23 protein-coding genes are annotated in these 26,310 nt (G+C 60.1%); 6 read left to right on the plus strand and 17 right to left on the minus strand.

Annotated features, from left to right (window positions below; all coding sequences use genetic code 11):
• Nucleotides 1-150: 150 nt before the first annotated feature.
• Nucleotides 151-2,337 (minus strand): molybdopterin-containing oxidoreductase family protein, encoded by a 2,187-nt coding sequence (locus tag B149_RS0107735; protein ID WP_018124614.1) that lies wholly within the window; start codon nt 2,335-2,337, stop codon nt 151-153.
• Nucleotides 2,338-2,722: 385 nt separating this feature from the next.
• Between B149_RS0107735 and B149_RS0107740 the strand changes: the two genes are divergently transcribed.
• Complete coding sequence (locus B149_RS0107740; protein ID WP_018124615.1) at nt 2,723-3,256, plus strand: TetR/AcrR family transcriptional regulator; 534 nt, start codon at nt 2,723-2,725, stop codon at nt 3,254-3,256.
• A 33-nt stretch (nt 3,257-3,289) separates the two neighbouring features.
• Here the strand turns inward: B149_RS0107740 and B149_RS0107745 are convergent, their stop codons facing one another.
• The 15 genes from B149_RS0107745 to B149_RS0107820 form a co-directional block, all read right to left on the minus strand.
• Nucleotides 3,290-4,279 (minus strand): PGN_0703 family putative restriction endonuclease, encoded by a 990-nt coding sequence (locus B149_RS0107745; protein ID WP_018124616.1) that lies wholly within the window; start codon nt 4,277-4,279, stop codon nt 3,290-3,292.
• A 192-nt stretch (nt 4,280-4,471) separates the two neighbouring features.
• The gene (locus B149_RS0107750) at nt 4,472-5,821 is read right to left on the minus strand and encodes a sigma-54-dependent transcriptional regulator (protein ID WP_026167511.1); all 1,350 of its coding nucleotides are present in this window, start codon (nt 5,819-5,821) and stop codon (nt 4,472-4,474) included.
• Nucleotides 5,818-7,278: a sensor histidine kinase gene (locus B149_RS16750; RefSeq protein WP_018124618.1), complete on the minus strand. Its 1,461-nt coding sequence runs from the start codon at nt 7,276-7,278 to the stop codon at nt 5,818-5,820. The genes B149_RS0107750 and B149_RS16750 overlap by 4 nt, the downstream gene beginning before the upstream one ends.
• A gap of 2 nt (nt 7,279-7,280) precedes the next feature.
• Nucleotides 7,281-8,144: a phosphate/phosphite/phosphonate ABC transporter substrate-binding protein gene (gene phnD / locus B149_RS16755; RefSeq protein ID WP_083909181.1), complete on the minus strand. Its 864-nt coding sequence runs from the start codon at nt 8,142-8,144 to the stop codon at nt 7,281-7,283.
• Between the two features lie 21 nt (nt 8,145-8,165).
• Complete coding sequence (locus B149_RS0107765) at nt 8,166-8,633, minus strand: universal stress protein (protein ID WP_026167512.1); 468 nt, start codon at nt 8,631-8,633, stop codon at nt 8,166-8,168.
• 240 nt (nt 8,634-8,873) lie between these two features.
• Nucleotides 8,874-9,953, minus strand: coding sequence for a YeiH family protein (locus B149_RS0107775; RefSeq protein ID WP_018124621.1), 1,080 nt, complete (start codon nt 9,951-9,953; stop codon nt 8,874-8,876).
• A 487-nt stretch (nt 9,954-10,440) separates the two neighbouring features.
• Complete coding sequence (gene secA, locus B149_RS0107780) at nt 10,441-12,972, minus strand: preprotein translocase subunit SecA (RefSeq protein ID WP_018124622.1); 2,532 nt, start codon at nt 12,970-12,972, stop codon at nt 10,441-10,443.
• Nucleotides 12,973-13,107: 135 nt separating this feature from the next.
• Nucleotides 13,108-13,509, minus strand: a complete 402-nt coding sequence (locus B149_RS0107785) for a hypothetical protein (RefSeq protein WP_018124623.1) — start codon at nt 13,507-13,509, stop codon at nt 13,108-13,110.
• A gap of 163 nt (nt 13,510-13,672) precedes the next feature.
• On the minus strand, nt 13,673-14,398 hold the full coding sequence (locus B149_RS0107790) for a hypothetical protein (protein ID WP_018124624.1): 726 nt from the start codon (nt 14,396-14,398) through the stop codon (nt 13,673-13,675).
• 83 nt (nt 14,399-14,481) lie between these two features.
• Entirely contained in the window at nt 14,482-15,588 is a 1,107-nt protein-coding gene (locus B149_RS0107795) for a (Fe-S)-binding protein (RefSeq protein WP_018124625.1), read from the minus strand.
• Nucleotides 15,589-15,659: 71 nt separating this feature from the next.
• Nucleotides 15,660-16,847, minus strand: coding sequence for a pyridoxal phosphate-dependent aminotransferase (locus tag B149_RS0107800; protein WP_018124626.1), 1,188 nt, complete (start codon nt 16,845-16,847; stop codon nt 15,660-15,662).
• A complete protein-coding gene (locus tag B149_RS0107805) occupies nt 16,844-17,605 on the minus strand; it encodes a GNAT family N-acetyltransferase (protein WP_169332910.1) in 762 nt (253 codons plus the stop codon). The genes B149_RS0107800 and B149_RS0107805 overlap by 4 nt, the downstream gene beginning before the upstream one ends.
• A 301-nt stretch (nt 17,606-17,906) precedes the next feature.
• Nucleotides 17,907-19,295, minus strand: a complete 1,389-nt coding sequence (locus B149_RS0107810; RefSeq protein WP_018124628.1) for an FAD-binding oxidoreductase — start codon at nt 19,293-19,295, stop codon at nt 17,907-17,909.
• A gap of 153 nt (nt 19,296-19,448) precedes the next feature.
• Entirely contained in the window at nt 19,449-21,032 is a 1,584-nt protein-coding gene (locus B149_RS0107815; protein ID WP_018124629.1) for a HEAT repeat domain-containing protein, read from the minus strand.
• A gap of 33 nt (nt 21,033-21,065) precedes the next feature.
• Nucleotides 21,066-21,524: a chemotaxis protein CheX gene (locus tag B149_RS0107820; protein ID WP_018124630.1), complete on the minus strand. Its 459-nt coding sequence runs from the start codon at nt 21,522-21,524 to the stop codon at nt 21,066-21,068.
• 237 nt (nt 21,525-21,761) lie between these two features.
• On the opposite strand from B149_RS0107820, the gene B149_RS0107825 reads away from it, so the two are divergent.
• The 5 genes from B149_RS0107825 (at nt 21,762) to B149_RS0107845 (ending at nt 25,805) form a co-directional block, all read left to right on the plus strand.
• Entirely contained in the window at nt 21,762-22,934 is a 1,173-nt protein-coding gene (locus B149_RS0107825; RefSeq protein ID WP_018124631.1) for an MFS transporter, read from the plus strand.
• A gap of 64 nt (nt 22,935-22,998) precedes the next feature.
• Entirely contained in the window at nt 22,999-23,751 is a 753-nt protein-coding gene (locus tag B149_RS0107830; protein WP_018124632.1) for an N-acyl homoserine lactonase family protein, read from the plus strand.
• Complete coding sequence (locus B149_RS0107835; protein ID WP_018124633.1) at nt 23,751-24,659, plus strand: AEC family transporter; 909 nt, start codon at nt 23,751-23,753, stop codon at nt 24,657-24,659. The genes B149_RS0107830 and B149_RS0107835 overlap by 1 nt, the downstream gene beginning before the upstream one ends.
• A gap of 84 nt (nt 24,660-24,743) precedes the next feature.
• Nucleotides 24,744-25,217 carry a hypothetical protein gene (locus B149_RS0107840; RefSeq protein ID WP_018124634.1) on the plus strand — a complete coding sequence of 158 codons (474 nt, stop codon included), beginning with the start codon at nt 24,744-24,746 and terminating at the stop codon, nt 25,215-25,217.
• A 90-nt stretch (nt 25,218-25,307) separates the two neighbouring features.
• Nucleotides 25,308-25,805, plus strand: a complete 498-nt coding sequence (locus B149_RS0107845) for a gamma-glutamylcyclotransferase family protein (RefSeq protein ID WP_018124635.1) — start codon at nt 25,308-25,310, stop codon at nt 25,803-25,805.
• 6 nt (nt 25,806-25,811) lie between these two features.
• Here B149_RS0107845 and B149_RS0107850 read toward each other — a convergent pair whose 3' ends face one another.
• On the minus strand, nt 25,812-26,207 hold the full coding sequence (locus B149_RS0107850; RefSeq protein WP_026167514.1) for a DUF2721 domain-containing protein: 396 nt from the start codon (nt 26,205-26,207) through the stop codon (nt 25,812-25,814).
• Nucleotides 26,208-26,310: the final 103 nt, after the last annotated feature.

The raw sequence follows: 26,310 nt of genomic DNA on the forward strand, positions 1-26,310 counted from the left end.
GATTTTGAACGAAGGACGTCTCCCCTCTCCTCCTGCTCATGAAAAGCGCACCTGTAACATGATACAAGTGCGCTCTCATTGACGATGTTTTCCACACAGCCACACGATGGCAGGCTGGCCGAAGGTGGACTAATGCATCAGGACCGCTCGCTATTCTCCTTCCTTCTCGATGCGACACATTAACGCGGAATGGGGCCAGCTGCCGATTTCCGGGCTACAGAATTCAGGAGCGTCCGGGCACAGGACGTTGGTATTCGACTCAAAAACTCCGAACAGTTCCGGTAGCTTGTCGCTTCTTTCAGGGAACCACCACGAATGTTGTGCGTCCGCCATGTGTGGGTGGATGGCATCCGTGACATGCACCCGCTGCCGGATCGATCCTAGCGGTGTCGAAATCACGGCCCAGTCGCCCTCGGCCAAACCAAGCTCTTTGGCGGTATCCGGATGAATCGATACCAGAGGATCCGGTATCTTCTTGCGGGCCTTTTCAATCTGCCGCTGCTCTGAATGATACATCGGCATGAATCTGCTTCCGGTTATCAGAATGATCGGATATTCGTCCGATATTGAGGAATCCCTGCTCTCGGGGCTCCAGATCGGCTCGCGATATGTGGGCAGGGGCTCCGCTCCAAGTTCTTCGAAGATAGAAGACTTCAGTTCAACCTTGCCGGACGGAGTGCCGAACCCGTGATTTTCGTACTGTCTGTATTCCCTCTTTCCGAGAAGACCGTTCTGCTCCGCCAGCTGCTGGAATGTCAGTCCGACCGGTTCCAGACAGTGGTCATAAACCTCTTCCACGGTCTCCCACGGCCAGTACTCTTCCTGTCCGAGCCGCACTCCAAGCCCGCGATAGAAATCATAGCTGCTGCGACGCTCCTCTATGCGCTCAATACCTTGCGGGCAGGCCACGCAGAACCCGCTGGTCAGCCACAGCTCCGGCTGTTCCACGGTGGTCGCTGCCGGGAAAACATAGTCGGCCATGGCTGCGGACGGAGTCATGTAATACTCCATGACCACATAGAGCTGAAGAGCCTGCAATGCCTCGAACACCTGCTTTGTATTGGGCAGGGCCAGAAGCGGATTGTTGGCCAGCGTGATGGCGGCGGTCACAGGGTACGGCTCGCCGGTTGTGATGGCGCTCATCACTTCCCTTGCATGAGCCAGATTGGAATGCCATGCCTCAGGCGCAGCGACGTATCCATGAGGCAGTTTCTTGTTGGCCGCCGAGTTCATTTCCCACCCAGGGAAACCGAAGAACGGATACTTGTCTATGCCCAGCTGCTTGGCCCGCTGCTCACCGGAGATCATGTCATTGAGTTCAAGAAACTCAAGGTCTCGAATCTTTCCGACTTCACCGGCCATACTGAAACCGTCGCCGCCCTCAATTTCCAGATTGCCCGTGATGGCGCGCAGGATCGCCCTGCCCCTCGCGCATTGCGTGGAGTTGACGCCTTGCTTGTCCAACCCAAGCCCGAAGGGAATGACCGCCGGGCCGGAGGTGGCGTACATTCTGGCGGATTCGGCAACCATCTCGGGAGGCACCGAGGTAATTTCGGCCACCTTTTCCAAGGTATAGGAATCCACTGCTTCCCAGAGCTCTTCAAATCCCACTGTCCAGTTGGCCACAAAATCCTTGTCATGCAAATCGTTTTCGATGATGTAGCGTATCCAGCCCAACATCAGGGCGAGGTCCGTCCCGGGGCGAATCTGCAGCCACAGATCGGCGGATTCAGCTTCTTTCGTCCGACGCGGGTCGATGACGATGAGCTTCGCGCCGTTTTTGCGTGCCTTGCTCACTTTGGGGTACATTCCCACGGGGCTCGACTTTGAAGCATTGCACCCCCACATGACGACGCAGCTCGCGGTCATGACCTCGCTGCCCATGACCATGCCGCCGTATGTGGCATACTCGGTGGCATAACTCGGACACATGCAGATGGTGTTCACGCCGCAGGTGTTGGGAGAGCCGAAGAGGTTGAAGAAGCGGCGGCAGTCCCAGTGGTAGGTCCGTTTGGTGCCGTGGGTGAAAGTCAGCGTTTCCGGGCCGAACTCATCCTTCAGCTTCCGCAGTTTATCGGCCACCTCGTCAAGAGCCTGATCCCAACTCACCCGTTCCCAGCGACCTTCCCCGCGTTTGCCGACACGCTTGAGCGGGTAATTCAACCTGTCCGGATGATATATGTGATCCAGCATCAGCCGTCCGCGTTCGCAAATGGCTCCGCGGGTGATCGGATGATCCGGATCCCCGGTGACTTTCACGACCTTGCCGTCTTCAATATGTAACAGCGTTCCACAGCGTGGATGACATAGGCCGCAATAACTTCTGCGCACTTCCATGGCTTCGGCTCCTGCTTTTCGATTCTTCGCCCTGACACCGCATACACCTGCATGCCAGTATACACATTACTGGCTCCGGCGTTCAAGGCTTCTCGCACCGCACTGCCATTGCGAGCGCCCTCCGCACTCTGCCGACAGGGCTGAATCCAGCCTGAACCAAAATAGACCGACGGTCAATTTTAAATTCGACTTGCGGTCGAAAAAACTGTTATTGACCACATATGCATTCGCGCAGAGTATTTTCCGCAAAGGATAACGCTCAGAGAGAAATCGGGGATATATGAAGAAAAGCACGCAAGTATCTGTCCACTCAGACGACAGGCCCACATCGCGCCGCGGCGCGCCTCCGGGGCCCCGCAAGGCAAGCCTTCGGCGCGCTGCGCTGATGGAAGCCGCCGAGAAGCTATTCATGGAGAAGGGATACACCGCCACGACCATGAACGGAGTAGCCGCTGCGGCCGGGTTCGCCAAAGGGACCTTATATCATTATTTCGCGAACAAGGCCGAACTGCTTCAGGCGCTGAGGGACGACTTTGACAAAGAGGTGACAAAGCGTATTCAGGCGCACGTCGAACGCTGCCCCGCCGGGGACTGGCGAGGACGGGTGAAAGCCTGGATCGAAGGCGCGGTGGAGAGTTATTTCGCCATGAGCGCGCTGCATGACGTGGTCATCTACGGCTCCGGGCAGCCGTTTCGCAACGCGATGACACACTCCGAGGTGACGCGCCATCTTGCCGGGCTTATCAGCGACGGGGCACGAGCCGGAGCATGGAAGGTCGATGATGAACGCTGGCTTGCGGTGATGATGTTCTACAGCTTTCGCGGCGGCTGCGACGAAGCCATGCTCGGCACGCAACGCCCCGAGGACCTTCCGGAAAAACTCTACGAGCTGTTTCTGCGGATGCTTGGAGTCAGCTAACTATGGGCGTATCTTTTGATATTCAGATCTCTATCAGCCTGCCGGCGCTCGCTTCCCTTTCAGGCCATACTTTGCTTCAAATAAATCAATCCAATCACTATGGATATTATGGCGTTTGATTTCCGCGACCAAATCCTGAACGGTCACCCTCCCTATCCTGTCACGGTACTGGTCGGGTATAGACTCAAGCAAGAAAGGCCAGAGCCCGGCCTGCTCTCCATCGCCATCCCTTTCCTTCACGTAAGCAGGGTTTCTGGAATCATGCAGCAGGAGAAAACTGCCCCCCAGATGAAGAGCGAACATCGCCTCCCGGAAGAACTGATAATAACTGACGAATGGACATATCCGACCTTGTAAAAGCGGTGACTCTGTCATTCCCAGTTCTTTCATTCTCTGCCAGTAGGCTCTCCCTATGTGATGAAGATAACACTCCGAAAAACGATCAGGACTCGGATTTCTTCCTGCGCAGTCTCCCCGTGAAAAAACGGAACACCCACCGAATCCGCTTTCCGCGAACTTTGCCTCTATGAAGACCGCATTGCCAGAATCTCCATGCAGGCAGGCGTCTATGGATGTCGGCTGTCCCGCGTCCTCATTGAAAACCGAGCGGTCGTCGAACTCGAAAGTTAGATCAACATTTCCGACGGGGCCTTTGATGCCAGCAGCTGCCACCATGTTCTCAAGTGGAGTCAGGTCACCCCTCACCTTAAGCGGCCCCAAAAGATTAAACAACATGGCCTGACTGCTCAGACCGTGATGCAAATACTTGTGGAGAGGAAAGCAGGTCCTTTCCTGTTCGTGCTGTTCTTTAGTGCTCTGGATATACTCCACCACTTGATCAGAGATGATATTGCCAGGCCAGCTTTCCCGCCCACCGCTCAGGCAGTAGGGCCTTTTGGCGGCAGTTGCATATTCTTTATCTTCAAACCATTTTTCCGCAGCAGCTCGAACCTCACTCTGAAAGGCGCTATAGAGCTTATAATGCCAACTTTTCCTCAAGCCTTTGCTGTTTTTGGCAGTCATATCCAGCCCAATAGTAATGTTATAAGGTCATCAGGGTAACGAATCATCACTGTCCAGAATAGAAAAGCAGACAGCACTTCTCATATAAAAACGGGCAGCTGATTCTTGCGCACCCAAGCCGACATTGACACTCGCTCATGCCCCCCTGCTATGGCGGAGTTGGTATGATTCTACAGGGGCCTTTTCAGCCCCCTACGAATTGATGCCCAGATCCTTCATCTTTTTCCAGAGAACCTTGCGGCTGATGCCGAGCTGCTCGGCGGCGAGCTGTTTTCTGTTGCCGGTCTGTTCCAGTGCGTGGATGATGCGCTCGCGTTCGTACTGGCGCACGCCGTCCTCAAGACCCACGGTATCTTCCACGCACCCCGGAGCGGCGGGCGGTTCCTCACCCCGCACCCGCTGCGGCAGATGCCCGAGGCGAACCACACCCTCCTGCGTGAGCAGCACGGAGCGCTCCACGATATTGCGCAATTCCCTGATATTGCCCGGATAGTCATAGCTCAGCAGGGCGTTCTGGGCCTTGGGCGAGATGGTGATGCCTTCCTTGCCGTGTCGCGCTCCGTAGAGTTGCAGGAAGTGCTGCATGAGCTTGATGATGTCGTCTCCGCGTTCGCTGAGCGGAGGCAGCGTAATGGGCACCACATTGATTCGGTAGTAGAGGTCTTCGCGGAAAGCTCCTTCTTCAAGCGCCGCGTCAAGGTCCTTGGCTGTGGCAAAGACCGTGCGCACCTCCACCCTGATGGGTGTGTTGCCCCCCACGCGGGTGATCTCCCCGTCTTCCAGAACGCGCAACAGCTTGGCCTGAAGCGAAAGCGGCATGTCCCCGATTTCATCAAAGAAAAAGGTTCCGCCGTTGGCAGCCTCGAACTTGCCCACCCGCCGCTTGTGCGCGCCGGTAAACGCTCCCTTCTCATGCCCGAACAGTTCCGATTCCAACAGGTGCTCCGGCAGCGCAGAGCAGTTGATCTTGATGAATTCGCAGTCGTTTCGGGCGCTCAGGTTGTGCAGAGCATTGGCCACCAGCTCCTTGCCGGTGCCGCTCGGCCCCAGAACAAGCACCGGAGTACAGGCGTCGGCAATAGCCCGGATCCGCTCGAACACCGGCTGCATGGCCTGCCCGCCGATCATCTCGTCCAGCCCGGCGCTGGTCTTGAACTGGACGTTTTCGCGCTTGAGCTCGCGGTAATTGAAAAACCGCTCCACGGCGATGAGCAGCCCTTCGTTGCTGAAGGGCTTGCAGAGAAAATCGAAGGCGCCCTGTCGCATGGCCTTCACGGCCAGCTCAATTTCGGGGAAGGCAGTGATGAGCATGGTCCCGGTTCCGGGATACAGCTCTTTGACCCGCCCCAGCAGATCGAGCCCGGAGATGCCCGGCAGGCGCATGTCCGTGATGAGCAGGTCAAAGCTGCGTTCCGTCATGGCCTGTAGCGCGCTGTCCGCATCCTCGTAGGATTCCACGGAATATCCTTCCGCCGTGAGTGTGTGCTGAATCCCGATGCGGATGGAGAGTTCGTCCTCCACAACTAAAACATTCCGACTCATCTATCCTTCTCCCTGCGCGGCAGATGTATGGCGAACACGCTGCCCTCTTTGTCCGATTTGGCCAGAACAAGCCTGCCGCCGTGCTGCTCGGTGAGCGACTTTGCCAGCGCCAGCCCGAGTCCGGTGCCCTCGCCCACGTCCTTGGTGGTGTAGAACGGATCGAAAATTCGTTCGCGTATTTCTTCCGGGATGCCGGGCCCGGTATCCGAAATCATCAGGGTGAGCCAGTCCTTCTCGGCGTAGCCTTCGATGATGATGGAGCCGCCCTCGGGCGTGGCGTGCACCGCGTTCACCAGCAGGTTGACGACCACCTGCTGCATCTTCGCGCTGTCCATGGGAACCTGCGGAAGCTCATCCGGCAGGGTCACTTCAATGCGCACATGACGTTTCCTGCTGAACAGCTCAAGCAGCGAAACGCTTTTGCGAACCACGTCCTCCACATCGGCGGGCTGAATCACCAGCGACGACTGGCGCGAGTAGTCCAGCAGGTCCCGCATAATCTTGCGAATACGCTCAATGCCGGAATGGATGACCTCGATGTGCTGCTCCCGGGCCTGCTCGTCAAGTTCTCCCTTGGTCAGGTTGTTGAAGCACAGAATGACCCCGCCGAGGGGATTGTTGATTTCGTGCGCGATGCTCGCTGTAAGCTTGCCGATGGTCGCCATCTTCTCGGTGTGGAACATCTGCTCTTCCGCTCTGGCGCGCTCCTCTTCCTCGTCACGAAGCCGGCGAACCATCCACGCGAAACTCTGCTGAAGCTGGCCAATTTCGTCCTTGCGTGCGGGCAGCTCCGGGAAAGGTCGTGAAAAATCCTTGTTCACGGTGAACCGTTCCATGGCCCCGGAAAGCTTCTTGAGCGCCTTGACCTGAAAATGAATGACGATCCCGACCAATAGTGCGGAGATCAGCAGGCACAGCCCGGCGATGAGCAGAATTTCGTTCCGCGCGGAAACCCTTGAGCGCTCGATGTTCTCCAGCGAAAAGACGAGACGACAGTAGCCCCAGCGCTTGGACTCGATGGCCAGCGGCATGGAAACGGCGAGGGCGGCGTCATAGCCCTCCCCGACAACCACCGTGCGCAGTCCGGACAACCCCTTGAGCTGTCCGACGTCTTCCCACGCCTCGGAGCGGCTGTTGTTCGCCACCACTTCCCCGCGCTTGTCGAGCACCGCGAAGGCCAGAATCCTCGGGTCGGTGCGCATGACATCGGAGACATAGTAGGAGAGGTAGTCCACCATGTCCGTCTCGTCGAGCATCTCCAACTCTTCGTAGATAAAGGTGTTGGTGAAGACGATGGCGGAGGCCTTTGTCAGCGACACCGCCTGCTGCCGTGCAGTCTTCATGAGCAGCTCACGCTCTTTTTCGAGCATGGAATAGGCGGTGGCGAAAATAGCGCCTGAGATGCACAGCAAGACTATCGCGATGGATCGAAACCGCAGTCCTCCGGGGAGAGCCATCCCTACCCCCCGTACCCGTACCGGGCGGCGCATTGGAGCAGGTCCCGGACCTTGGAGTAATCGGAGTCGGCAACCGAGACGAACCCGTTGCGCAGCAGCGGACTCCATCCTTCAGCCTTGGAACGCAGTTCAGGCGAGGAATAATCCATCCCCAGCAGAAACTGCCTGAAACGCTCGACCCTCGGAATCCCCGGCGCTCTGGCGGCAAAGACGAATCCCGGATGCGACGGGGTGCGGGCAAGGGTTTTCAACCCTTCCCCGGCAAACCGCATGAACGTGGACGCCGAAACCGCTCCTGCGTCATAGTTGCCCCGGAGCACTGCCCGGACAACGGCCTCGTGGGTGCGCAGATTCTCCGCCTTGACGAAATCGGCGCGCTCCACGCCGTTTTTTCCGAGAAAGCACAGAGGGTGCAGATAGCCGGAGGTGGAATGACGGGAGGCAAAGGCGAAACGTTTGCCCCGCAGGTCCTTCAGGGTGGCAATGCTCCCGCCGGTTTCGCGGGTGAAAATGACGGTGCGATTCGTGGGGGTCCCGTCGCCTGAAAGGACACCGCACAGGGGCGTGATGTCGGCGGAAGCCCGGCGTGCTTCGAGGTAGGACAGCCCGCCCAGCAGAGCCACGTCTATCTCGTCATCCAGCAGATCCCGGATGATGCTCTCGTAGTCCTTGGCGAGCACAAGCTCGACGGTCAGCTCGGAGTGTTCGGAAACATGGTCGGTGAACGGCAGGTACTGCCGATACATCATGAGCGGATGACTCAGGGTGATGACGCCCAGCCGCAACGGGTCGCCGGAACCCAAGGCAGGGGTTGATGCGACCAGCAACAGCAGCATTAGGGCCAGAATACGCGCCAGCCTTGTCATCCGTTTAGCGACTCCCGGGAGTTAGAATACCTTCCTGACCTGACACGGCACCTTCCGCGTGAGGCAGTGCGAAAGACTGAACGGGTTGAATCGTTTCCGTTCCCCGCCGATCACCAGAAGCTCGGAGCGCGTCTCGCGCACATGCTTCGTGATGCAATATAAGGGAGCATCCCATTCTATGTACAGTTCATAATCCACGTTCAGGGCCTCGGCTTTGGCGGTTACGCGCTCCAGCCGCTGCCGGACGTCATATTCCTCCTGCCTTCGGGCGTGAATGATGAAATCGCTCCGGTCGCCCTCGGTGGCAAGCGAGTCCACCTGACCGTAATGGCTCAGGTCGGATTCCACCACATGCACGATACCGAGTGTGGCAGCGTTTTCCGCGCAGTAGGAAAGCGCAAACTCTTCGGCCTTGAGACAGTTGTCCCTGCCGGTGGTGGCCAGCAGGACGTTTTTCGTTCCGGATGCAACCGCTGCGTCTGACTGCATGGTCGATCCCTCCCTGTGAAGATGCACCGGCAGCCGCATGTTTTTCGGGGCTGCCGGTGCAAGAAAATATTTATGGAGCCGCACCGTCGGTTGTGCGGCTCCACCTGGACCTCGTTTAACTGTTCATTGCAATGGCAACGAAGACCAACCCTATACCGAGCAAGCAGACCATGAGGTCCTGCTTGCGACTGGAGGAGAGACGTTTCAGATAACTCAGCATGGCGTAATACTCCCTGCTTATCAGTTGATGAAGTACAGAACCGCGAGCAGCGCCAGCCCCGCCTTGAGAGACGCGACGGTGAAGCCCACGACAAATCCGGACACGCCCGCGGCCTTCAGGTCGGACAAGCGCGTGGTCAGGCCGATGCTGGCGAAACCAAGAAGGAACGCCCATTCCATGAAGCCCTTGGCGGTTTTGACGGCGGGATCGCTCAGCATGCCCATGGTGTTCATCATGACCACGGCGAGGAAGCCGAGGACGAATACGGGGAACTTGGACAGGATGATCTGCTTCTTGTTCACCGGCTCGCAGGACAGGCTTGATTCGCGCTGGCAGGCCATGAGCGTCAGCATCAGCACGATGAACGGCAGGAATATGACCCGGCCGATATTGTACACGCCCGCAATGATCCCGGCCTCGTCGCTGAATCCGAATCCGGCTGCCAGCACCTGTGCGGAGTTGATGATGCCCACGCCGGAGAATGCGCCGTACTGGGCATCGGAAAGATTCAGCAGCTGCCCCAGCGGAGGGAAGACGATCAGCGCCAGCAGGCCGAACATCAGCACCACCGCGATGGAGTAGGCCATTTCCTCTTTCTTGGCGTTGACGGCCGGGGCCACGGCGATGGTCGCCGAGACACCGCACACTGAAAGTCCGGCCGCGAGACATGCCGTCAGGGACGTGGGCATGTTGACCTTCTTGCCGACCCACATGAGCACGATCGCGGACATGAAAAGGAAGAAGAAGATCATGCCCAGTGCCTGTCCGCCCACGGTCACCAGCCCCGCGAGGGAATACTTGGCTCCCATGACCACGATGCCGGTCTTGGTGAGAATGGTCGAAAAGCGAAGCCCCGGACGCATGATCTGGGGAACGCCCACCGTATTGCGGATGGCGATACCAACGATAATGGCGAGGATGAAGTCCTTCAGAGTCAGGTATTTCTGAAAGAATTCATAGTTCTTCAGCATCGGCGCGGCCTGATGCGCGCCCACCGCCACGGCTATGACCAGGAAAAGCCCCGGAAGGCTGTCGATCACTTCCTGGGCAAAGGTTCTGGGGAGCGGAGCTCCGTTTGCACTTGCGTAGTTGTTTGACATGTATACCTCCGACTCTCCCAATGGCAAAACACGTGCCAGCCTTCACAAGTCGGTAAGTATCCGATTTATAGAGCATTTATTCTACAACCGACGACACCTTCGCATACGCATTGTTCCCCACCGGGAACAAAACGAACCAGATCGGTTCCCGAAAGGGAACAAAAACCTCAGCTTCCTCTCTGTATTGCTCATACAGACGACAAGCGCCCTCTGGATGAGTAATGGTTGAGAAAGATATCACATCGTCAACACACTCCCATAACAACCTGAAATACTGTGATATCATCCCGAAAGGTCGTCTTCTGACTTTCCCTACGCAACGACGCATAGCCCTTCGTTCAGAAGGTCTTTTTTTCTACGACCATCGCGGTAGGGATTGCGTTCCCAACAGGGAACAATGCCTCTGAAAGATATAAAGCAGGACAAAAAAAAAGCGGAGCCCCGTTTCGGGACTCCGCCTTTGATCTGCTATAGCGTAACGGGCCTGCTAGCGCCCGCAGCACTTCTTATGCTTGCGACCGGATCCGCAGGGGCACGGGTCGTTGCGCCCGACCTTGGGTTCCGAGCGGCGCACCGGTTTCTTTTCCTTCTCTTCCTCGCCGCCGGAGTACTCCAGTTCCTTTTCCGAGCCGTGCTGGAATTCGTCCTCGGTCACCTCGGCCTGAATGCGCAAGTGCGAGAAGGCCCGCATGGCATTTTCCTTGATGGTGAAGACCATTTCCTGGAACAGGTTGAAGCCTTCGCGCTTGTACTCCTGCTTGGGGTCCTTCTGGCCGTATCCGCGCAGGCCGATGCCGTCGCGCAGATGGTCCATGTTGAGCAGGTGCTCCTTCCAGTTGCGGTCCAGGGAATCCAGCAGGAAGTAGCGCAGAATCTCTTCATAATGATCCGGGGCGGATGCCTTGAGCTCCGCAAGAATCTGTTTCACCCACTGATGCGCCTGCTCCATGCTCGGCAGGCCGCCCTCGCGGAAGTCCTCAAAGCGTGAGAAGTTGAATATCTCATCCAGCCGCTTGCGGACGGTGTCGAGCTCCTCCTCGTCCAGCTCCTTGGCGTCGAGCGCCGGGGAGAGGTATTCCTCAAGCAGGTCGTCGGCGTATTCAAACGCAACGCTTTCCGTGGATTCCTTGCTCATGAGTTCGCGGCGCAGGGTATAGACCACTTCGCGCTGCTGGTTCATGACGTTGTCGAAGTCCAGCAGCTGCTTGCGGATTTCAAAGTTGTGGTTTTCCACGCGGCGCTGGGATTTTTCAATGGCGTTGGAAACCATCTTGTTCTCGATGGCCTCCCCTTCCTTCATACCCAGCTTGCCCATGACGTTCTGCAACTTGTCCGAGCCGAACAGGCGCATAAGGTCATCGTCGAGCGCAAGGTAGAAGCGCGAGGACCCCGGGTCGCCCTGACGGCCGGAACGGCCTCGCAGCTGGTTGTCGATACGGCGGGATTCGTGCCGCTCGGTGCCTATGATATGCAGGCCGCCAAGCTCCTTGACGCCTTCGCCGAGCTTGATGTCGGTACCGCGACCCGCCATGTTGGTGGCGATGGTCACGCGTCCCACGTGACCGGCCTCGGCCACGATCTCCGCTTCCTTGTCGTGCTGTTTTGCGTTGAGCACGTTGTGCGGCACGCGCAGCTTCTTGAGCATTCTGGAAAGAAGCTCCGACTTTTCAATGGAGACGGTACCCACCAGCGCAGGCTGTCCGCGCTTGTAGCAGTCCGCGATATCGTGCGCGATGGCGTTGTACTTCTCGTCCTGGGATTTGAAGATGGCATCGGGATGGTCCTTGCGGACCATGGGCTGGTGCGTGGGAATCACGATGACTTCAAGCTCGTAGATCTGGCCGAATTCCACGGCCTCGGTGTCTGCGGTACCGGTCATGCCCGCAAGCTTGTCGTACATGCGGAAGTAGTTCTGGAAGGTGATGGAAGCCAGCGTCTGGTTCTCGGACTCGACCTTCACGTTCTCCTTGGCCTCGATAGCCTGATGCAGCCCGTCCGAGAGACGGCGGCCCGGCATGAGACGGCCGGTGAATTCGTCAACCAACACCACCTGACCGTCCTTGACGATGTAGTCCACATCGCTCTGGAAGATGTGGTGCGCCTTGAGGGCCTGAAGCACGTGATGTTGCAGGCTGATGTTCTGAGTGTCGAACAGGTTGTCCACGCCCAGCAGCTTCTCCACCTTTTCCACGCCGGCGTCGGTGAGGGTCACGCTCTTGGCCTTCTCGTCGATCTCGAAATCGCCGTCCGGCGGAGTCTCGTCCTCGGCCTCACGCGGGGTGGAGCGCACAAGGTTGGGGATGATGCCGTCGATCTTTCGGTACAGGCCGACGTTCATCTCCACCTGTCCGGAGATGATGAGCGGGGTTCGGGCTTCGTCGATGAGGATGGAGTCGACTTCGTCAACGATGGCGTAATTCAGGTCGCGCTGCACGAGCTGTTCTTCATAGAACTTCATGTTGTCGCGAAGATAGTCGAAGCCGAATTCATTGTTGGTGCCGTAGGTGATGTCGGCGGCGTAGGCCTGCTTGCGTTCCTCGTCGTTGAGCCCATGCACGATGACGCCGTAGGTCAGGCCGAGGAAGTTGTAGATCTCGCCCATCCACTCGGCGTCGCGGTGCGCAAGGTAGTCGTTGACCGTAATGACGTGCACGCCCTTGCCGGAGAGCGCATTGAGCACCACGGGCAGGGTCGCCACGAGGGTCTTGCCCTCACCGGTCTTCATTTCGGCGATCTTGCCCTGATGCAAAACGATGCCGCCGATGAGCTGCACGTCGTAGTGGCGCATCTGCATGGTGCGCACGCCCGCCTCGCGGACCAGTGCAAAGCATTCGGGCAGCACGTCATCAAGCTTTTCGCCCTTGTTCTGGACGCGTTCCTTGAGTTCCTCGATGCGCCGCGGAAAATCCTCGTCCGCCAGGGCCTGCATCTCGGGCTCCAGCGCGTTGATCTTGTTGATCACCGGCTTGAGCTTTTTCAGATACCGGTCGTTCTTGGTTCCAATGATATATTTGAGCATCGTATATGACTCCTGAGGCCGCAACTGTCGGATGCGGCACGGATAGGCTGTGGGCAGACCCCGGGCCTGCCTTGAATTGTCGTGGCTTTGGACGTCCCTTTCCCTTTCGAGAGGACTTGTCCAACGGCGATTGCGCTAGGCGCGGATGGCGGTGGGTGCGCGCGGCGGCGCTCTGCCCGTTATCGGGCGGGAAATGACAAGCGGCGGCGGGAGCACGCTTGCGTCGGGGAAATCGACCTGCCGGTTGGCAGCGGTCCAGCCGTCGCGGCGCGCGGCAAGAGCCAGCTGATACGACGGCCCATCACCCGCCGCTGCGGCCTCCGGAGAGCCCGAAGGCTTATGGCTGACGCGGCCAAGCAGGTGCAGCCCGGAACGGTTTCTGCCGTTTGGCCTGACGCTTTCCTCCTGCATGAGCGGAGAGGCCAGCGCCTCGGCGGCCACTGCGGGACAGGCCACGGTCGCGGCCACTTCGATGAAACCCACCGCCACGGCGAGGGCTACGAGGGAAACGGATTTCCGGGCGAAGTGTCTCTGCAAGGGTCTGTCCAGCGTTCGGGTATCATTCATGCGGCCAATAATGGAAGTATGCCCGCAGCATTGAAAGTCAACGGGCCGGAGCGGTTTTCCGCCTCCGGCCCATGGTCGATAGCATATTCGTTTGCGTCAGTAAAAGCTTTCCGGACGCTCCCGGCGGAGCGTGTTACTGAGCGGCAACCGGCTCGCTGGTCATTTCATCATACGCCACCGAGCAATACAGGCACAGAATGACAACCATCAGCCCCCTCAGGACGACCAGCCCTATTGAGGGAAACAAGCCGCCTCCCAGGTACATCCAGAGATAGTCGAGCGCCGTGCTCAGCACGAAGGCAATGATCAACGGCAGCAGATAGGAAATGGTCCTGCCACTCGTCAACCGCCAGGAAGCGGCCATGGGCACCTCATGGTTCGCCAGCGGAGCCATTGCATAGGGCAGAAGACGAAGCCCGATGTACCCAATGAGTATGGTGCTGATGATCCCGTTGGCGACCAGAAGAGTCGTCACGACATCGGTCGAGAAATTCGTGGCGGCAAATGCCGTGGAAAACGACATGATCAAGAACGGGATGGAGGCAAGGAGAAGCACTATGAGAAAGCGACCAAATGCTTTGACAAGCGGACGCACTGGTCGCAGGAGAACCAGTTCAGATTCTCCCTTAAGACGCTGCATTCCCATGCGGACGATCATAAACGGAATTGCCATAAGGACAAGAAACAGAGCAAGGCCGACAGGCACCATGATCAGACCGATAGGCTGCTCGAAAAAATCGGGCGGAAGACTGATGAGGGGAAGTAGGCAAAGCGCCATGAAAATCGCCGTAAGACGTCTCAGCGGACCGGAGGTGCTTTTTGCAAGAGAAAAGACACGGTACCACAAATCCATACGCATGAAGAGCTCCTTAAAAGGGAAAAGGGAGAGAGTGAGGGAGAGGTCGAGTTCGACAAGGATTCCCGGCAGCAAAAAAAGGGGTGCTAAATATCAAACATCATTACATCTATCCAGTGTCCTGCATTGCCTTTTTCCGACAGGATGGACGGCAGACGCGCCGCACAGGCGGAGCAGCCCGTCAGCACCAGCTCGGCCCCGGATAACGCACGCGCGCATTCCGCCCCGGCGCGGTCCGCGGTGTCAGGATCCGCAAGACGCATCAGTCCGCCGAAACCGCAGCATTCGCGGCTGGTGCGGACATCCGGTTCCGCTCCTAGCATGGCCCCGACGAGCGCAGCGTCCGTGTCGCGCCCCACCGTATGGCACGGCCTGTGATAGCCCACCGGCTCAGGTCTTTCCCCGGCAACGGCAAACTCACAGTCGAGCAGCGCGCCGGACAGGGGACGCAGTGACGCGCGCCAACGTTCAGCCTCGTCCGAATCGGCGAACACGTTCCCGGAATAATCCGTCAACGAATGCAGGCAGGAAGCGCACGGTGTGACGATCAACGGCTCCCCGGCCTTCCGCCATGCCTTCACGTTGCGCACATTCAGCCTGTCGGCGTCCTCGAAGCATCCGGCAAGGCGGAGCGACCCGCCGCAACACTCAAAAGATGCGGGCAACACCTCTGCTCCGAGGCCTTCCAGCAGGTGCAGCGCCCCCCGAAGCCAGTGCTTGCGCACATGTCTGGCCATGCAGCCGGGGAACAGGGCCACCCGCTGTCCGCGCAGGGCGTCACCAAAGGCCTTCACCCGCACAAAGGGCTCCACGGCTGGGCCGCGCCGTGCATCCGCGAGCATCTTGAGCATCGGCCCCAGTCGTTCGGGGCGCATCCGCCCGGGCAACAGCCGCGCGGCAAGTCCCGTGGACGGCCAGAGCTCTCGGGAACGCGTCAGCCACATCTTCCAAAGCCACGAATGAAAATCGGGATGCTCGCTGCGAAGCCGCGCCACGAGCATGGGCACGTCCACACCCTGCGGGCATTTGTCGCGACACCGCTGACATCCGAGGCACAGCCCCGCAAGCCTTGCCGCATCCTCGCCCGAGAGATCGGACAGCACGGCCTTGGCGCGCGGGGAAAGCTCCTCGCGGTCCGTGGCCCGAAGCAACGGGCAGACTTCCATGCACTTGCCGCACAGAATGCAATTCATGATCAATGCCTCCGATGCGGCCGGAACTCCTGTTGGAGTCCCGACCGCAGGGTCAAGGCATAGTCATTTCATCAGGCGTTGGCAACTTCGCGCAGCGTTCGCACGAACAGACCGTTTTCATAGGAACTGCGCATGGTCATGCGCAGGAACCCGCTGCCTTCGATGCCGGTCACGCCGTTGAGGTTGGCGGTCAGGAATCCCCGGTTCGACAGTTTCTCGTGCAGGCTTCCGGCGGGAACGTCCTCGTGCCGGAACATGACGGTGTTGGTGTCCGTGGAGAGAGCCTGAATGCCGGGGATGGACTGCAACTCGGGAAGCAGCCGGTTTCTGCGCCGCAGATTGCGCCCCCGGCACTGGCAGACGTAGGGGTCGTCCATGATGGCGATCTGGGCCATCTGGATGGAGCTCCACGGCAGGGGGAACGTGGGCCGGAACGCGTTCACGGCCTGAATCAGTTCCTGCGCCGCGCACATGACGTACCCCACGCGGGCGCTCGGCAGCGCGTACATCTTGGAGAACGTCCGCAACACCATCAGGTGCGGGTATTCTTCCAGATACCGTGTTGCGCTGACCACGGCGTCCTCGTGGTCCGTGTATTCCCCGTAGGCCTCGTCCACCGCCACCAGCGTACCGGTCCGCTCCGCCTGCTCGCAGATTTCCCGGATGGTCGCCAGCGGGAGCAGCTGGCCCGTGGGGTTCACGGGGTTGCTGATCCAGATGAGCTTGGGGTTGCGACGGCGCATCACCTCGCAGATGCGTGCCACCGTCGCGGCGGTCCATCGATGATTCGGCGGCGAGGTGCTCACCGGGATGACGGCCGCCCCGGCCCGGCTGGACATATCCTCGAACACGCTGAAGTTGGGGACCGGAAACAGCACTTCGTCATCCGGTTCCAGCACGGCACGGCAGATCTGGTCGATGATCGACTCCAGCCCGGCGCCAAAGGCCATGTGCGCCGGGTTGATACCGTGACGCATGGCGATCTGCCGCCGCAGCTGGCGAAAGTGGTTGTCCGGATACTCCACCATGTTCCGGGTGACGTTTTCGGCGGTTTCCGGCAGGGACAGCACGCCCCGGATAAGCGGGGTCACGCCGTCGGTGTTCTTGCCGATGTCGAAACGATAGACATGACTCAGGCCGCCGGCGGCCATGATTTCGTCGATGTGCGCCTGCTCGTCCACGTCCTTGCTGACGTAGTCGCCGGACTGGCGAGCGAGAGCCTGCTGTGCCTGCGTCGCGAGCATGGTCTGCATGTTCATGCGGCCTCCCCTTTTTCGAGCAGATAGCGACCGGTGGCGCCGTCGTCGGGCAGAACCACCCCCACGGCCTGATATCCGCGGTTGTTCAGGTACTCCGAAAGCACTTCGCGCGTCTGCATCCTGTACTCGGCGGCCCGCTCCAGATCGGCCTTCTTCAGCCCGGCCAGATCGCGCGGAATCTCCACCAGCACATGCTTTTCCTCGGGCATGGAGTCGGGCATGGCCAAGGGGGCGTCGTCATGCAGGTTCTTGCTCGGCGGCTCCACGGTCACCGGGAAGCTGAGCAGCATCCGGTCCAGTGGCAGCCCCTTGTGCATCTCGCACTCCACGTCGTAGCATTCGGGCACGTACCCGTAGGCCACGGCCCCCATCTTGTTCAGATAGATGTGGGCGTTCTTGCATTCCAGCGGATCGAACGTCCCGGCCATGCTCCTGATGCCACGGTCGGAAAGCTCGTGCATCATTTTGGCATAAATGCGCGTCCCAAGGCCCATGTTGCGGTACTTCGGCAGCACGCCGAACATGTGGGCGTAGGCCATGTCGTTCCGGAAGGAGGGAATCACCAGCATGAACCCGGCCAGCACGCCATCGACGAACGCTCCCAGATTCACGCTCATGTTGGGGTTCTCGAAAGTCAACGCTTTGAGCGTCACCGGCGACATGGTGCCCTGCGCGTCGAGCCCCCAGATTTCTTCCTGAAGCGCGATGCATTCACGCAATTCGCCGTGGGTTTTGATCTTCCTGATTTCCTGTGCCATCGCTTCGTCCTCTTTTCCGAATGTCTTGATGATACGGCGGCTTACTGACCACCCGCGCCGCACCGCTTCGGATACGGCACAGCGCATACGACAACCCGTTATCATCTAGACTATTGCAGCGGACATGCCAAAAGACACGACATATCGTTAGAAATATCGTGTACGGCCCTGCGACCCCGAAGGATGCAGGGAAAACGTTTTTTTCAAACAGTCAAGCTATTGAAAAGAAGAAGGGAAATTGGTCCGATAGCGGCCCGCGGGTGCGCACGCATCCGGCACTGGTGCGCAACTGACGAAGCGTCTACCAGCCCTTGCCGGGATTCATTATCCCGTGCGGATCAAACGCCGCTTTTATCTCGTGCATGAGTCCCCGCTCCACCTCTCCGAGCTGGTCGTCGACGTGATCTCTCTTGGTCAGGCCGGTGCCGTGCTCGCCCGAGATGGTCCCGCCGAGGTCGAGGGCCAGCCCGAAGACCTCCCTTTTGGCGGCACTGGCGGCGTCGGCTTCTTCGGGCCACGAGGCGTTGTACATGATGTTCACGTGAATGTTGCCATCCCCGAGATGCCCGAAGCACATGATGGGCAGGTTCAGCCTGGAGCCGATGCGGTGCGCGGCCTCCACGGCTTCCGGCACTCTGGAGCGAGGCACGGCGATGTCCTCGCCCATCTTGTCGGGCCTGAGGTTGAACGATGACGGGCTGATCCGCCGCCGCACATCCCATATCGCGGTTTCAGCGTCGCCCGTGCCCGAGACAATCTCCAGCGGCCCGCTCTCCCCGAGGGCCTGCTCCAGCGTCGCTAGCTCCGACTGCACGCAGGCGTGCGAGCCGTCCACCTGCAACAAGAGCGCGGCCTGCGCCGCATCGGGCAGAGGCAGGGAGTCGCCCAGACGAATGGCGGCGAGCGTGGCGCGGTCCATGAACTCGCAGGCGCAGGGAAGAATCCCGGCGCGAAAGACCGAGGCTGCCCCATCCATGGCCGAGCGGAGGTCACCGAAACCGGCAAGCACCGAAGCCGTGGCCTCTGGCCGGGGAACGAGCTTCATGGTCAGTTCCGTCACGATGCCGAGTTTGCCCTGCGATCCGCAGAACAGGCGTCCGAGGTCAAGGCCCACCACATCCTTGTGCGAGCGTCCGCCAAAGCGCACGACGCTCCCGCCCGGGAGCACAGCTTCGAGCCCCAGCAGATAATCGCGCGTCACACCGTACTTCACGGCTCGCAGACCCCCGGCGCAGGTGGAGACGTTTCCTCCCACGGTGGAGAAGCCCGAGCTGGCGGGATCCGGCGGATAGAGCAGGTTTTTTCCGGCAGCCTCGCGTTGCAGCTCTGCCGTGACCACGCCGGGTTCGACCACAGCGGCGAAATCGCGCTCGTCGATGTCGAGGATGCGGTTCAATCCGAGCAGGGAGACGGCGATTCCGGGCACGGACGGCACGCTGCCGCCCACGGTGCCGGTGGCGCGGGCGCGGGGATACAGAGCTATGCGCTCCCGCTGGGCGAAACGCAACAGCTCCTCGACCTGCTCGCGGGTTCTCGGGCGCGTCACGGCGAGCACTTCACCGCGCAGCCGGCTGGCGTCCATGCCGTGAACGTAGCGGCAAGCCTCGGTCAACATGCAATCGTCGCCGGGAAAAAGATCGGCGAGAAAGCGTTCGTGATTGGACGAGAGCTTGCTGACGAGGTTGGGCATGGGCGTTCCTTGTTCGGTGCGTGGGGTCGTTTCTTCGCCTCGAAACGGGCGAGCGGATGACGAAAAGGTAAGCGGGGCACGCGGGAGTGTCAACGCGAACGAAAAAGGCCGCCCCGAAGGAGCGGCCCTGATAGTTTCGCATCGCGTGCCCGCCTAGGCGAGCAGATCGTTGATCTTGGTCTTGAGATCGTGCGGTTTGAAAGGCTTGGTGATGAAGGTGGTAACCCCGGTCTTCTCGGCCAGACTCTGCTGGGAGCCTTCGGACTCGGTNGTGACCATGATGATGGGGGTGTCTTCAAAGCCCGGCGTATTGCGGATCTTGCCCACCAGCTCCATGCCGTCCATGACAGGCATGTTCATGTCGGTAAGGATGATATCGAAGTCTTCGCCGCGCTCGATGAATTCGAACGCTTCCTGTCCGTTTGAGGCGATGAAGGGTTCGAAGCCGAGATCGGTCAGGATGGCGCGGTGCATGGCGCACATGGACCGGGAGTCGTCCGCGGCCAGCGCCTTGCGGGTGCTTTCTTCGAGATCCGGCAGTCTGGCGAGGTCCTCGTCGGCACGCGCGCCACCGATTTCCACGAGCAGCCCCTTGAACTCGTCCAGCACTTCCTGGTCCCGCGATTCGGCCAGGGCGTCAACCAGCATGTCCCCGGCTCCGGCGCTCTCGTACAGCGCATCAAAGAGCCGCGTGGCGCGGGCGTTGACGATGGCCTTTGCCAGACGCTCGGCCTGATCGTCTGCCGCACTGAGCATCTTCGTGAGCTGATTGACCATGCCGGGGTTCACGTGCTTCTCAAGCCCCGTAATCACCGCCATGAGCGTGAGTTCCTCGGTCTCGTTCAGGCCGTCCACGAGGCAGATGATGCCCTTCATGGTGCCCACGCGTCCGAGCGCCTCGTAGAGCGCGTAGCGGACGTTGGGAGTCTCGGCCAGCCCTTTGTCGAAGGCGGCCACGAGACCGTCGGCACAACTTTTGTCACCGATGAACCCGAGCACGTTGGCGGCCAGCACCTTATGGTCGTCGTCACCGGTTTCGAAGGCTTCGAGCAGCAGCGGAATCACCGGGGAGCCGATGGAAATCATGGCGTCCGTGATGATCCGGCGCACCGTGGGGTTCTTGTGGTGCAGCTTGTCCACCAGAAAACGCAGGGTGTCGTCCGTCTGAATGGAGGCCAGCGCCTCAATGGACTTCCACGTGGTGATCTCGCACACTTCGTAGCGTTCCGGGGCCTCGCTCTCTTCCACAAGCCCCTTGAGTTCGGGAATGGAGTCGTGATCATTGAGCTTGCCCAGCGCTTCAATGCAGAGCGCCTGGATGAACGGATCTTCGTTGTTCAGAAATTTTCTGAAAGTGGGCAGCGTTGCGGGATCGCCGATGTGCGCCAGAGAGGTCAGCACTTCCATGAGGCGGTCCGGGTCCTCTTCGTTCTCCGCCAGCGAAGCCAGCACGGGGGCCGCTTGTTCGAAGCGGTGTTCCCCGGCCACGCGGATGCAGAGGGTCCGAAAGCCCGCATGTTCATCGGAAAGACCGCGAACGGTCCGCTCGGGATCCTGCGAAAGCACGGCGTTCAGGGCGTTGACCACCATGTAGTCGATGGAGGTGTCGCCGACGGGGACCTTCAGAAGGTCGATAAGGCCGGGCAGGGTCTGGGGATCCTTGCTGCCGGCCACCTCGTTCAGGATCGTTATCTGGTCAAGAAATTCCTTGCTTCGGAAATCGTCGAGAATCGACATGTAGCGCTCCGTTTTTCTCTTGGCGACAGTTCGTTACTCGAAACAGAATTCGATGGTGAACCCGCCGCTGTCCGTACTGAACGGGATGGCCATGATGGGAGTTTTCGCAACGTGGGAGATGGTGTGGTTGTCACCCATGATGACCGAGGGCGTGGAGCCTTCGAAGACGAGCCCCCTTTCGGCGAGACCGGCTCTTGCCTGTCCCGAGATCATGTTGGTCAGCTCACCCACCGCGTCCTTGACGTCGGTCATGATATCTTCGATTTCGTCGCCCAGCATGTTCTTGACGATGCTCACGGCGCACTTTTTGTCGAACGACATGGACACGCTGCCGTTCTTTTCGCCGGTGAGGCCGACGAGGCCGGTGACATCTCCGACGGCCGTGTTGTTCTTCTTGACGTAAGGCTTGCCCACCTTGGGCTTGACAAACGCCATGGTGGACAGCACGTCCACGGCAGCCTTGATGAAAGGTTTCGCCAGTTCAACGTCCATATGAAAACTCCTCTCGGAACTGCAGGAAACGGGTGCCGATCGGGCTTCGGTCCCTGTTGTTTGATGTGTACGTCAGACCATTCCCGTCATGCCGGAAATCGGGAGTGCCTACGAGTATTTTTTGGTAACGGTTTACGCAATATCGGTCAAGTCATGTAGAAAGATGCGTGGCACCGTTTTCCTGCCGCTTGCCCCGGCCGCATTCTGAATGTATCCCCCCTCCATGGAGAGTGACACATGACCCGCAGTGAAAACGGTGCGGCCTTCGGACAGGTGCTCGGGTGGGCCCTGTTCATCGCAGGCATATTCTTTCTCAACTTCCTTTCCCGCGTCACCTTCGGCCCGCTCATGCCGGTCATCCGCGAAGAGCTGGGCATATCACACGCGCAGGCTGGCAGCATTTTCCTCATGGTGGCCGTGGGCAACGCCCTCGGGCTGCTGCTGAGCGGTTTCGTCTCACGCAGGCTCGGACACCGTCGAACCGTGGGCGTTTCCGGGCTGATCGTCGGCCTCATGTGCCTGTCCATCGGCTTCTGCGACGGCCTTGCCACCCTGCGCGCCTTCACCGGCCTGCTGGGACTTGCGGCCGGTATCTACCTGCCCTCGGGGCTGACCTCCATCACCACGCTTATTCGCCGAGCAGACTGGGGCAAGGCGCTCGCGATACACGAGCTGGCGCCAAACACGGCCTTCGTACTTGCCCCGCTTCTGGCGGAGGCCGCTCTGCTTCAGGGCGACTGGCGCGACGCCTTCCGGCTGCTCGGCGCGTTGCAGCTGCTCGCGGGATGCGCCTTTCTGTGGCGCGGGCGGGGAGCCGATTTTCCGGGGATAGTCCCTTCGCCCGGCGCCATGCTCGCGGTGCTGCGGCGACCGGTGTTCTGGCTCTTCGCGCTGCTCTTCAGCCTTGCGGTGGGGGCCAGCGTGGGACCGTACTCCATGCTGCCGCTCTATCTGGTGGACGACCACGGCTACGCGCGCCCCGATGCCAACGGGCTGCTCGCGGCAGCACGCGTGGCGGGCATCTTTCTGCCCTTCTTCGCCGGATGGCTGGCCGACCGCATGGGCGGCCGCGCCGCGCTCGTGCTGTATCTGGCTCTGACCGGTTCGGCCACGGTGGGGCTCGGACTGGCCTCCGGCCCGTGGCTCCCCACCATGGTGCTGCTGCAGCCCGCGCTCTCCGTCCTGTTCTATCCCCCTGCCTTTTCGCTGCTCTCAGCGGCCTTCGACGACTCCGAGCGCAGCCTTGCGGTGTCGCTGCTCACGCCCATCTCCGCCACGGTGGGCCTCGGCCTGACTCCCACACTGCTGGGCTGGCTGGGCGACCACGGCCTGTTCGGACTCGGGTTCACGGGCCAGGGTGTCCTGCTGCTGGCCGCGCTGCTGCTTTTTCCAACCATGCCGCGCCGCTGACGCCCCCTTGCATTTCATGGCCTCTGGAGTACATTCGGGGAAAAATTCCCCGCGGAGGCACTCTATGAGCAAATGGACCATTCATCCCATCGTCATGGGCACCAAAGTGTTCGACAAAGGCATGATGACCTATCAGCACGACTACGGCACCCCCTACACCATCCCTATATACACCTGGCTGCTCAAGGGCGGCGACAAGACCGTGCTGGTGGATACCGGCGAGATGAGCCCGGTCATCTCCGAGGAGCGCGAGAAGGCCATCGGCGGCCCCATCCATACCTTCGAGAAAGGCCTAGAACTGCACGGCCTCAAACCAGAGGACATCGACGTGGTCCTGCATACCCACCTGCACAACGACCACTGCGAAAACGACTGGAAATGCTCCAACGCGCGCATCTACGTTCACGAAAAGGAGCTGGAACACATTCACGACCCGCACCCGCTGGATTTCCGGTACCTCGAAGACTACATCGACGACGTGGAAGAAAACGGCCAGCTGGAGATACTCGGCGGCGACGCCGAACCGCTGCCGGGCATCCGCATGGTGCATACTCCCGCCCACACCGAGGGCGGCATGTCCATATTGGTGGAGACCGAAAAAGGCACGGCCATGATCTGCGGCTTCTGCACCATTCTGGAGAATCTCTTTCCCCCCGTGGAAGTCAGGGCAATGGAGATGGAGGTCATTCCGCCGGGCACCCACATCAACGCCAATGAAGCATATGACATTCTCAAAAAAGCCAAGGACATGGCTGACATTCACATTCCGCTGCACGAGCCGCGCTTCGCGTCCGTGCCGGTAATACCGGAGCCCTGATGGACCCGGTTCTCCCGGCAGTGGCACCGGTCTTCGGACTGGTGCTGGCGGGGCACGCCCTGCATCGCATGAGCTTTCCGGCGCGGGCCTTCTGGCCCGCCTCGGAACGGCTCACCTACTACGTACTCTTTCCGGCGCTGCTGGTGGGCGGCCTTTCCGGGCGCGACTTCGAATCCGGAGCCCTGCCGCTGTCGCTTGCCGTGGGCGGCGCAATCCTCGCGGTGGCCGCACTCTTGTGGATTCTGCGCCCCCGTCTGCCGCTCTCCGGTCCGGTGTTCACCTCGGTCTTTCAGGGCGGCATCCGGCCCAACACCTACATCGCCCTCTCGCTGGCGGCGGCACTGCTCGGCGCGGACTGGATGAAGCTCTCCGCCGTGGCCCTGCTCACCGCCATTCCGCTGGTCAACGTGCTGTGCGTTCTTGTCCTCTCCCGCCACGGAGAAGGCAACGCCACGGGTGTTGGCGCCGTTTTTCGGCAACTTGCCGGAAACCCGCTGATTCTCGCATGCCTCACCGGAATGATTCTCAACGCGGCGGACGTCACTCTGCCGGTCGTGGCAGCGGATTTTCTGGACATACTCGGCCGCGCCGCGCTGCCCATGGGACTGCTTGCAGTGGGCGCGGGCCTCAGACCGGCGACTGCCGCAGGACATCTGCGCCCGGCAATGCTGAGTTCCGTGGCGCACCTGCTGCTCCTGCCCGCAGCGGCGTGGCTCATTGCCTCGGCCCTCGGCGCACAGCCGGACATGGTCAGGGCGGCACTGATATTCACGGCCATCCCGGTGGCGGCGTCCTCGTTCATCCTCGCGCGTCAGATGGGCGGCGACCATGAAGCGATGGCCGCAATCATCACGGTTCAGACCGCGCTGTCCATCCTGAGCATTCCCGTGCTTCTTTCTTTGGCCTGAGGGCGGCTTTTTCCACGCAGTGCACTTGTTTTTGCTCGTGAATTCTGGGATTACAAAGCAATTCAACCCAAGGAGTGAGGAATCATGGCGAAAGATTTCAGGCAATATCTCGAAGAAAGCGACCGCAGCGAAGACTTCGGCCGTTTCTTCAAGGAAATTGGCATCGGCTCCAAGATCGTGGCCTCCATTCAGGCCAGTTCGGTGCACGACTGCTCCCCTGCTGAAACCCTCGACGACCTGAAGGCGTACGAGACGTGGGAAGTCGCCCTCAGGCAGACCAACCGCCCCATCTACGTCACCCGCGTCGGCGTGTGGGAACACCTCTATGAAAAGGACTGGGCCAAAGATTTCGAACAGCCCGACTTCGGCCGCTTCCTCGAACGTGTTCAGATGCCGACCGCGGAAGTGCAGACCATGTTCGACGACCTCGTGTCCTTTGCGCTGGAAAACGAACAGCTCGAAAAGGAAGAGGACATCCACATGGTTGACCCTGACGAGCCCATCAAGAAGATCGACAAGAACAGGAAACTCTCCTGCGGCGGCTGCCAGTCCAAATAGCCCGTACCGCCCGCTCCCGCTCCGGGGGCGGGCGTTTTCCTTGCGCCATCCCTTGGCTCCCGGCCCTGCAGCAGGTACCATGGAGCCGCAATGAACAATGACAGGAAAACGCTCCGGCTCTTCGTCTACGGCACCCTGAAATCGGGCTTTCCGCAGCACAGACACTACTGTGGACCCGACGCCCGCACTTACGCCGCCACGGTGCCCGGCCACCTCTACCATCTCCCGCAGGGCTATCCCGCCGCCACGGTCCCCGCAGACACTATTATCGCTCACGGCAGTGCCGATCCGGACCTCGACGCATCTCTTCAGGACACGCATCAGCCCCATCCGGAAACCGGCCCTAACGCACCACGCATCCACGGGCAGGTCGTGGAGTTGGACGATCCCGGAAGGCTCCTGCCCGCCATTGATGATTACGAAGGGTTCACGCCCGACGGAACCGGCGATTATCTCAGGGTGCTGGTGACGGCCGACACCGCCGAAGGCCCGCGCACGGTATGGATGTATGCGATGAAATCCGTGCGCCGGGGGTTGCAGGTTCCCGGCGGACGCTGGCCCGAGGGCATGGACGGGCTGAAGGGCTGATCCGCCCTACTGCCGCTTCTCCATGTCTTCCAGCAGGATGTCCAGCGCCTGCACCGAGATGCGGATCTCCAGAAAGGACACGAAAAGCGACGTCAGCAAAAAGAACAGGCTGAGTCCGAAGAAAATCTGGCCCGCGAGAATCCAGTCCTCGAACAGACAGACCATGGACAGGATGCAGGTCAACATGGAGAGTACCCCGAAGCCCTGCATGTTGCGGATCATGTAGACCCTGCGGCGCAGGTTTTCCAGCTGCTTGCGCACGGACTCCTCGCCGCCGTTCTTGTACTGATCGTGCAGGGCGCGGATGCGAGCGCCGAGCGACAGGAAGCGGTTGGTGAAGGCCAGCATGAAAAGGGAAATGGCCGGGAACAGCAGCGCGGGCGTGGTCATGGATATCTTCACGGGAACACCTTTTTCCAAGAAGTTGCGGTCGCAAGATGATTCCTGCGGACCGCCACGGCTGTCAACGGAAATCGCACGAAAAAGGCGGGACGGGGCCAGAAGA

The sequence above is a fragment of the Desulfovibrio oxyclinae DSM 11498 genome (genome assembly GCF_000375485.1).
GTDB lineage: Bacteria > Desulfobacterota > Desulfovibrionia > Desulfovibrionales > Desulfovibrionaceae > Pseudodesulfovibrio > Pseudodesulfovibrio oxyclinae.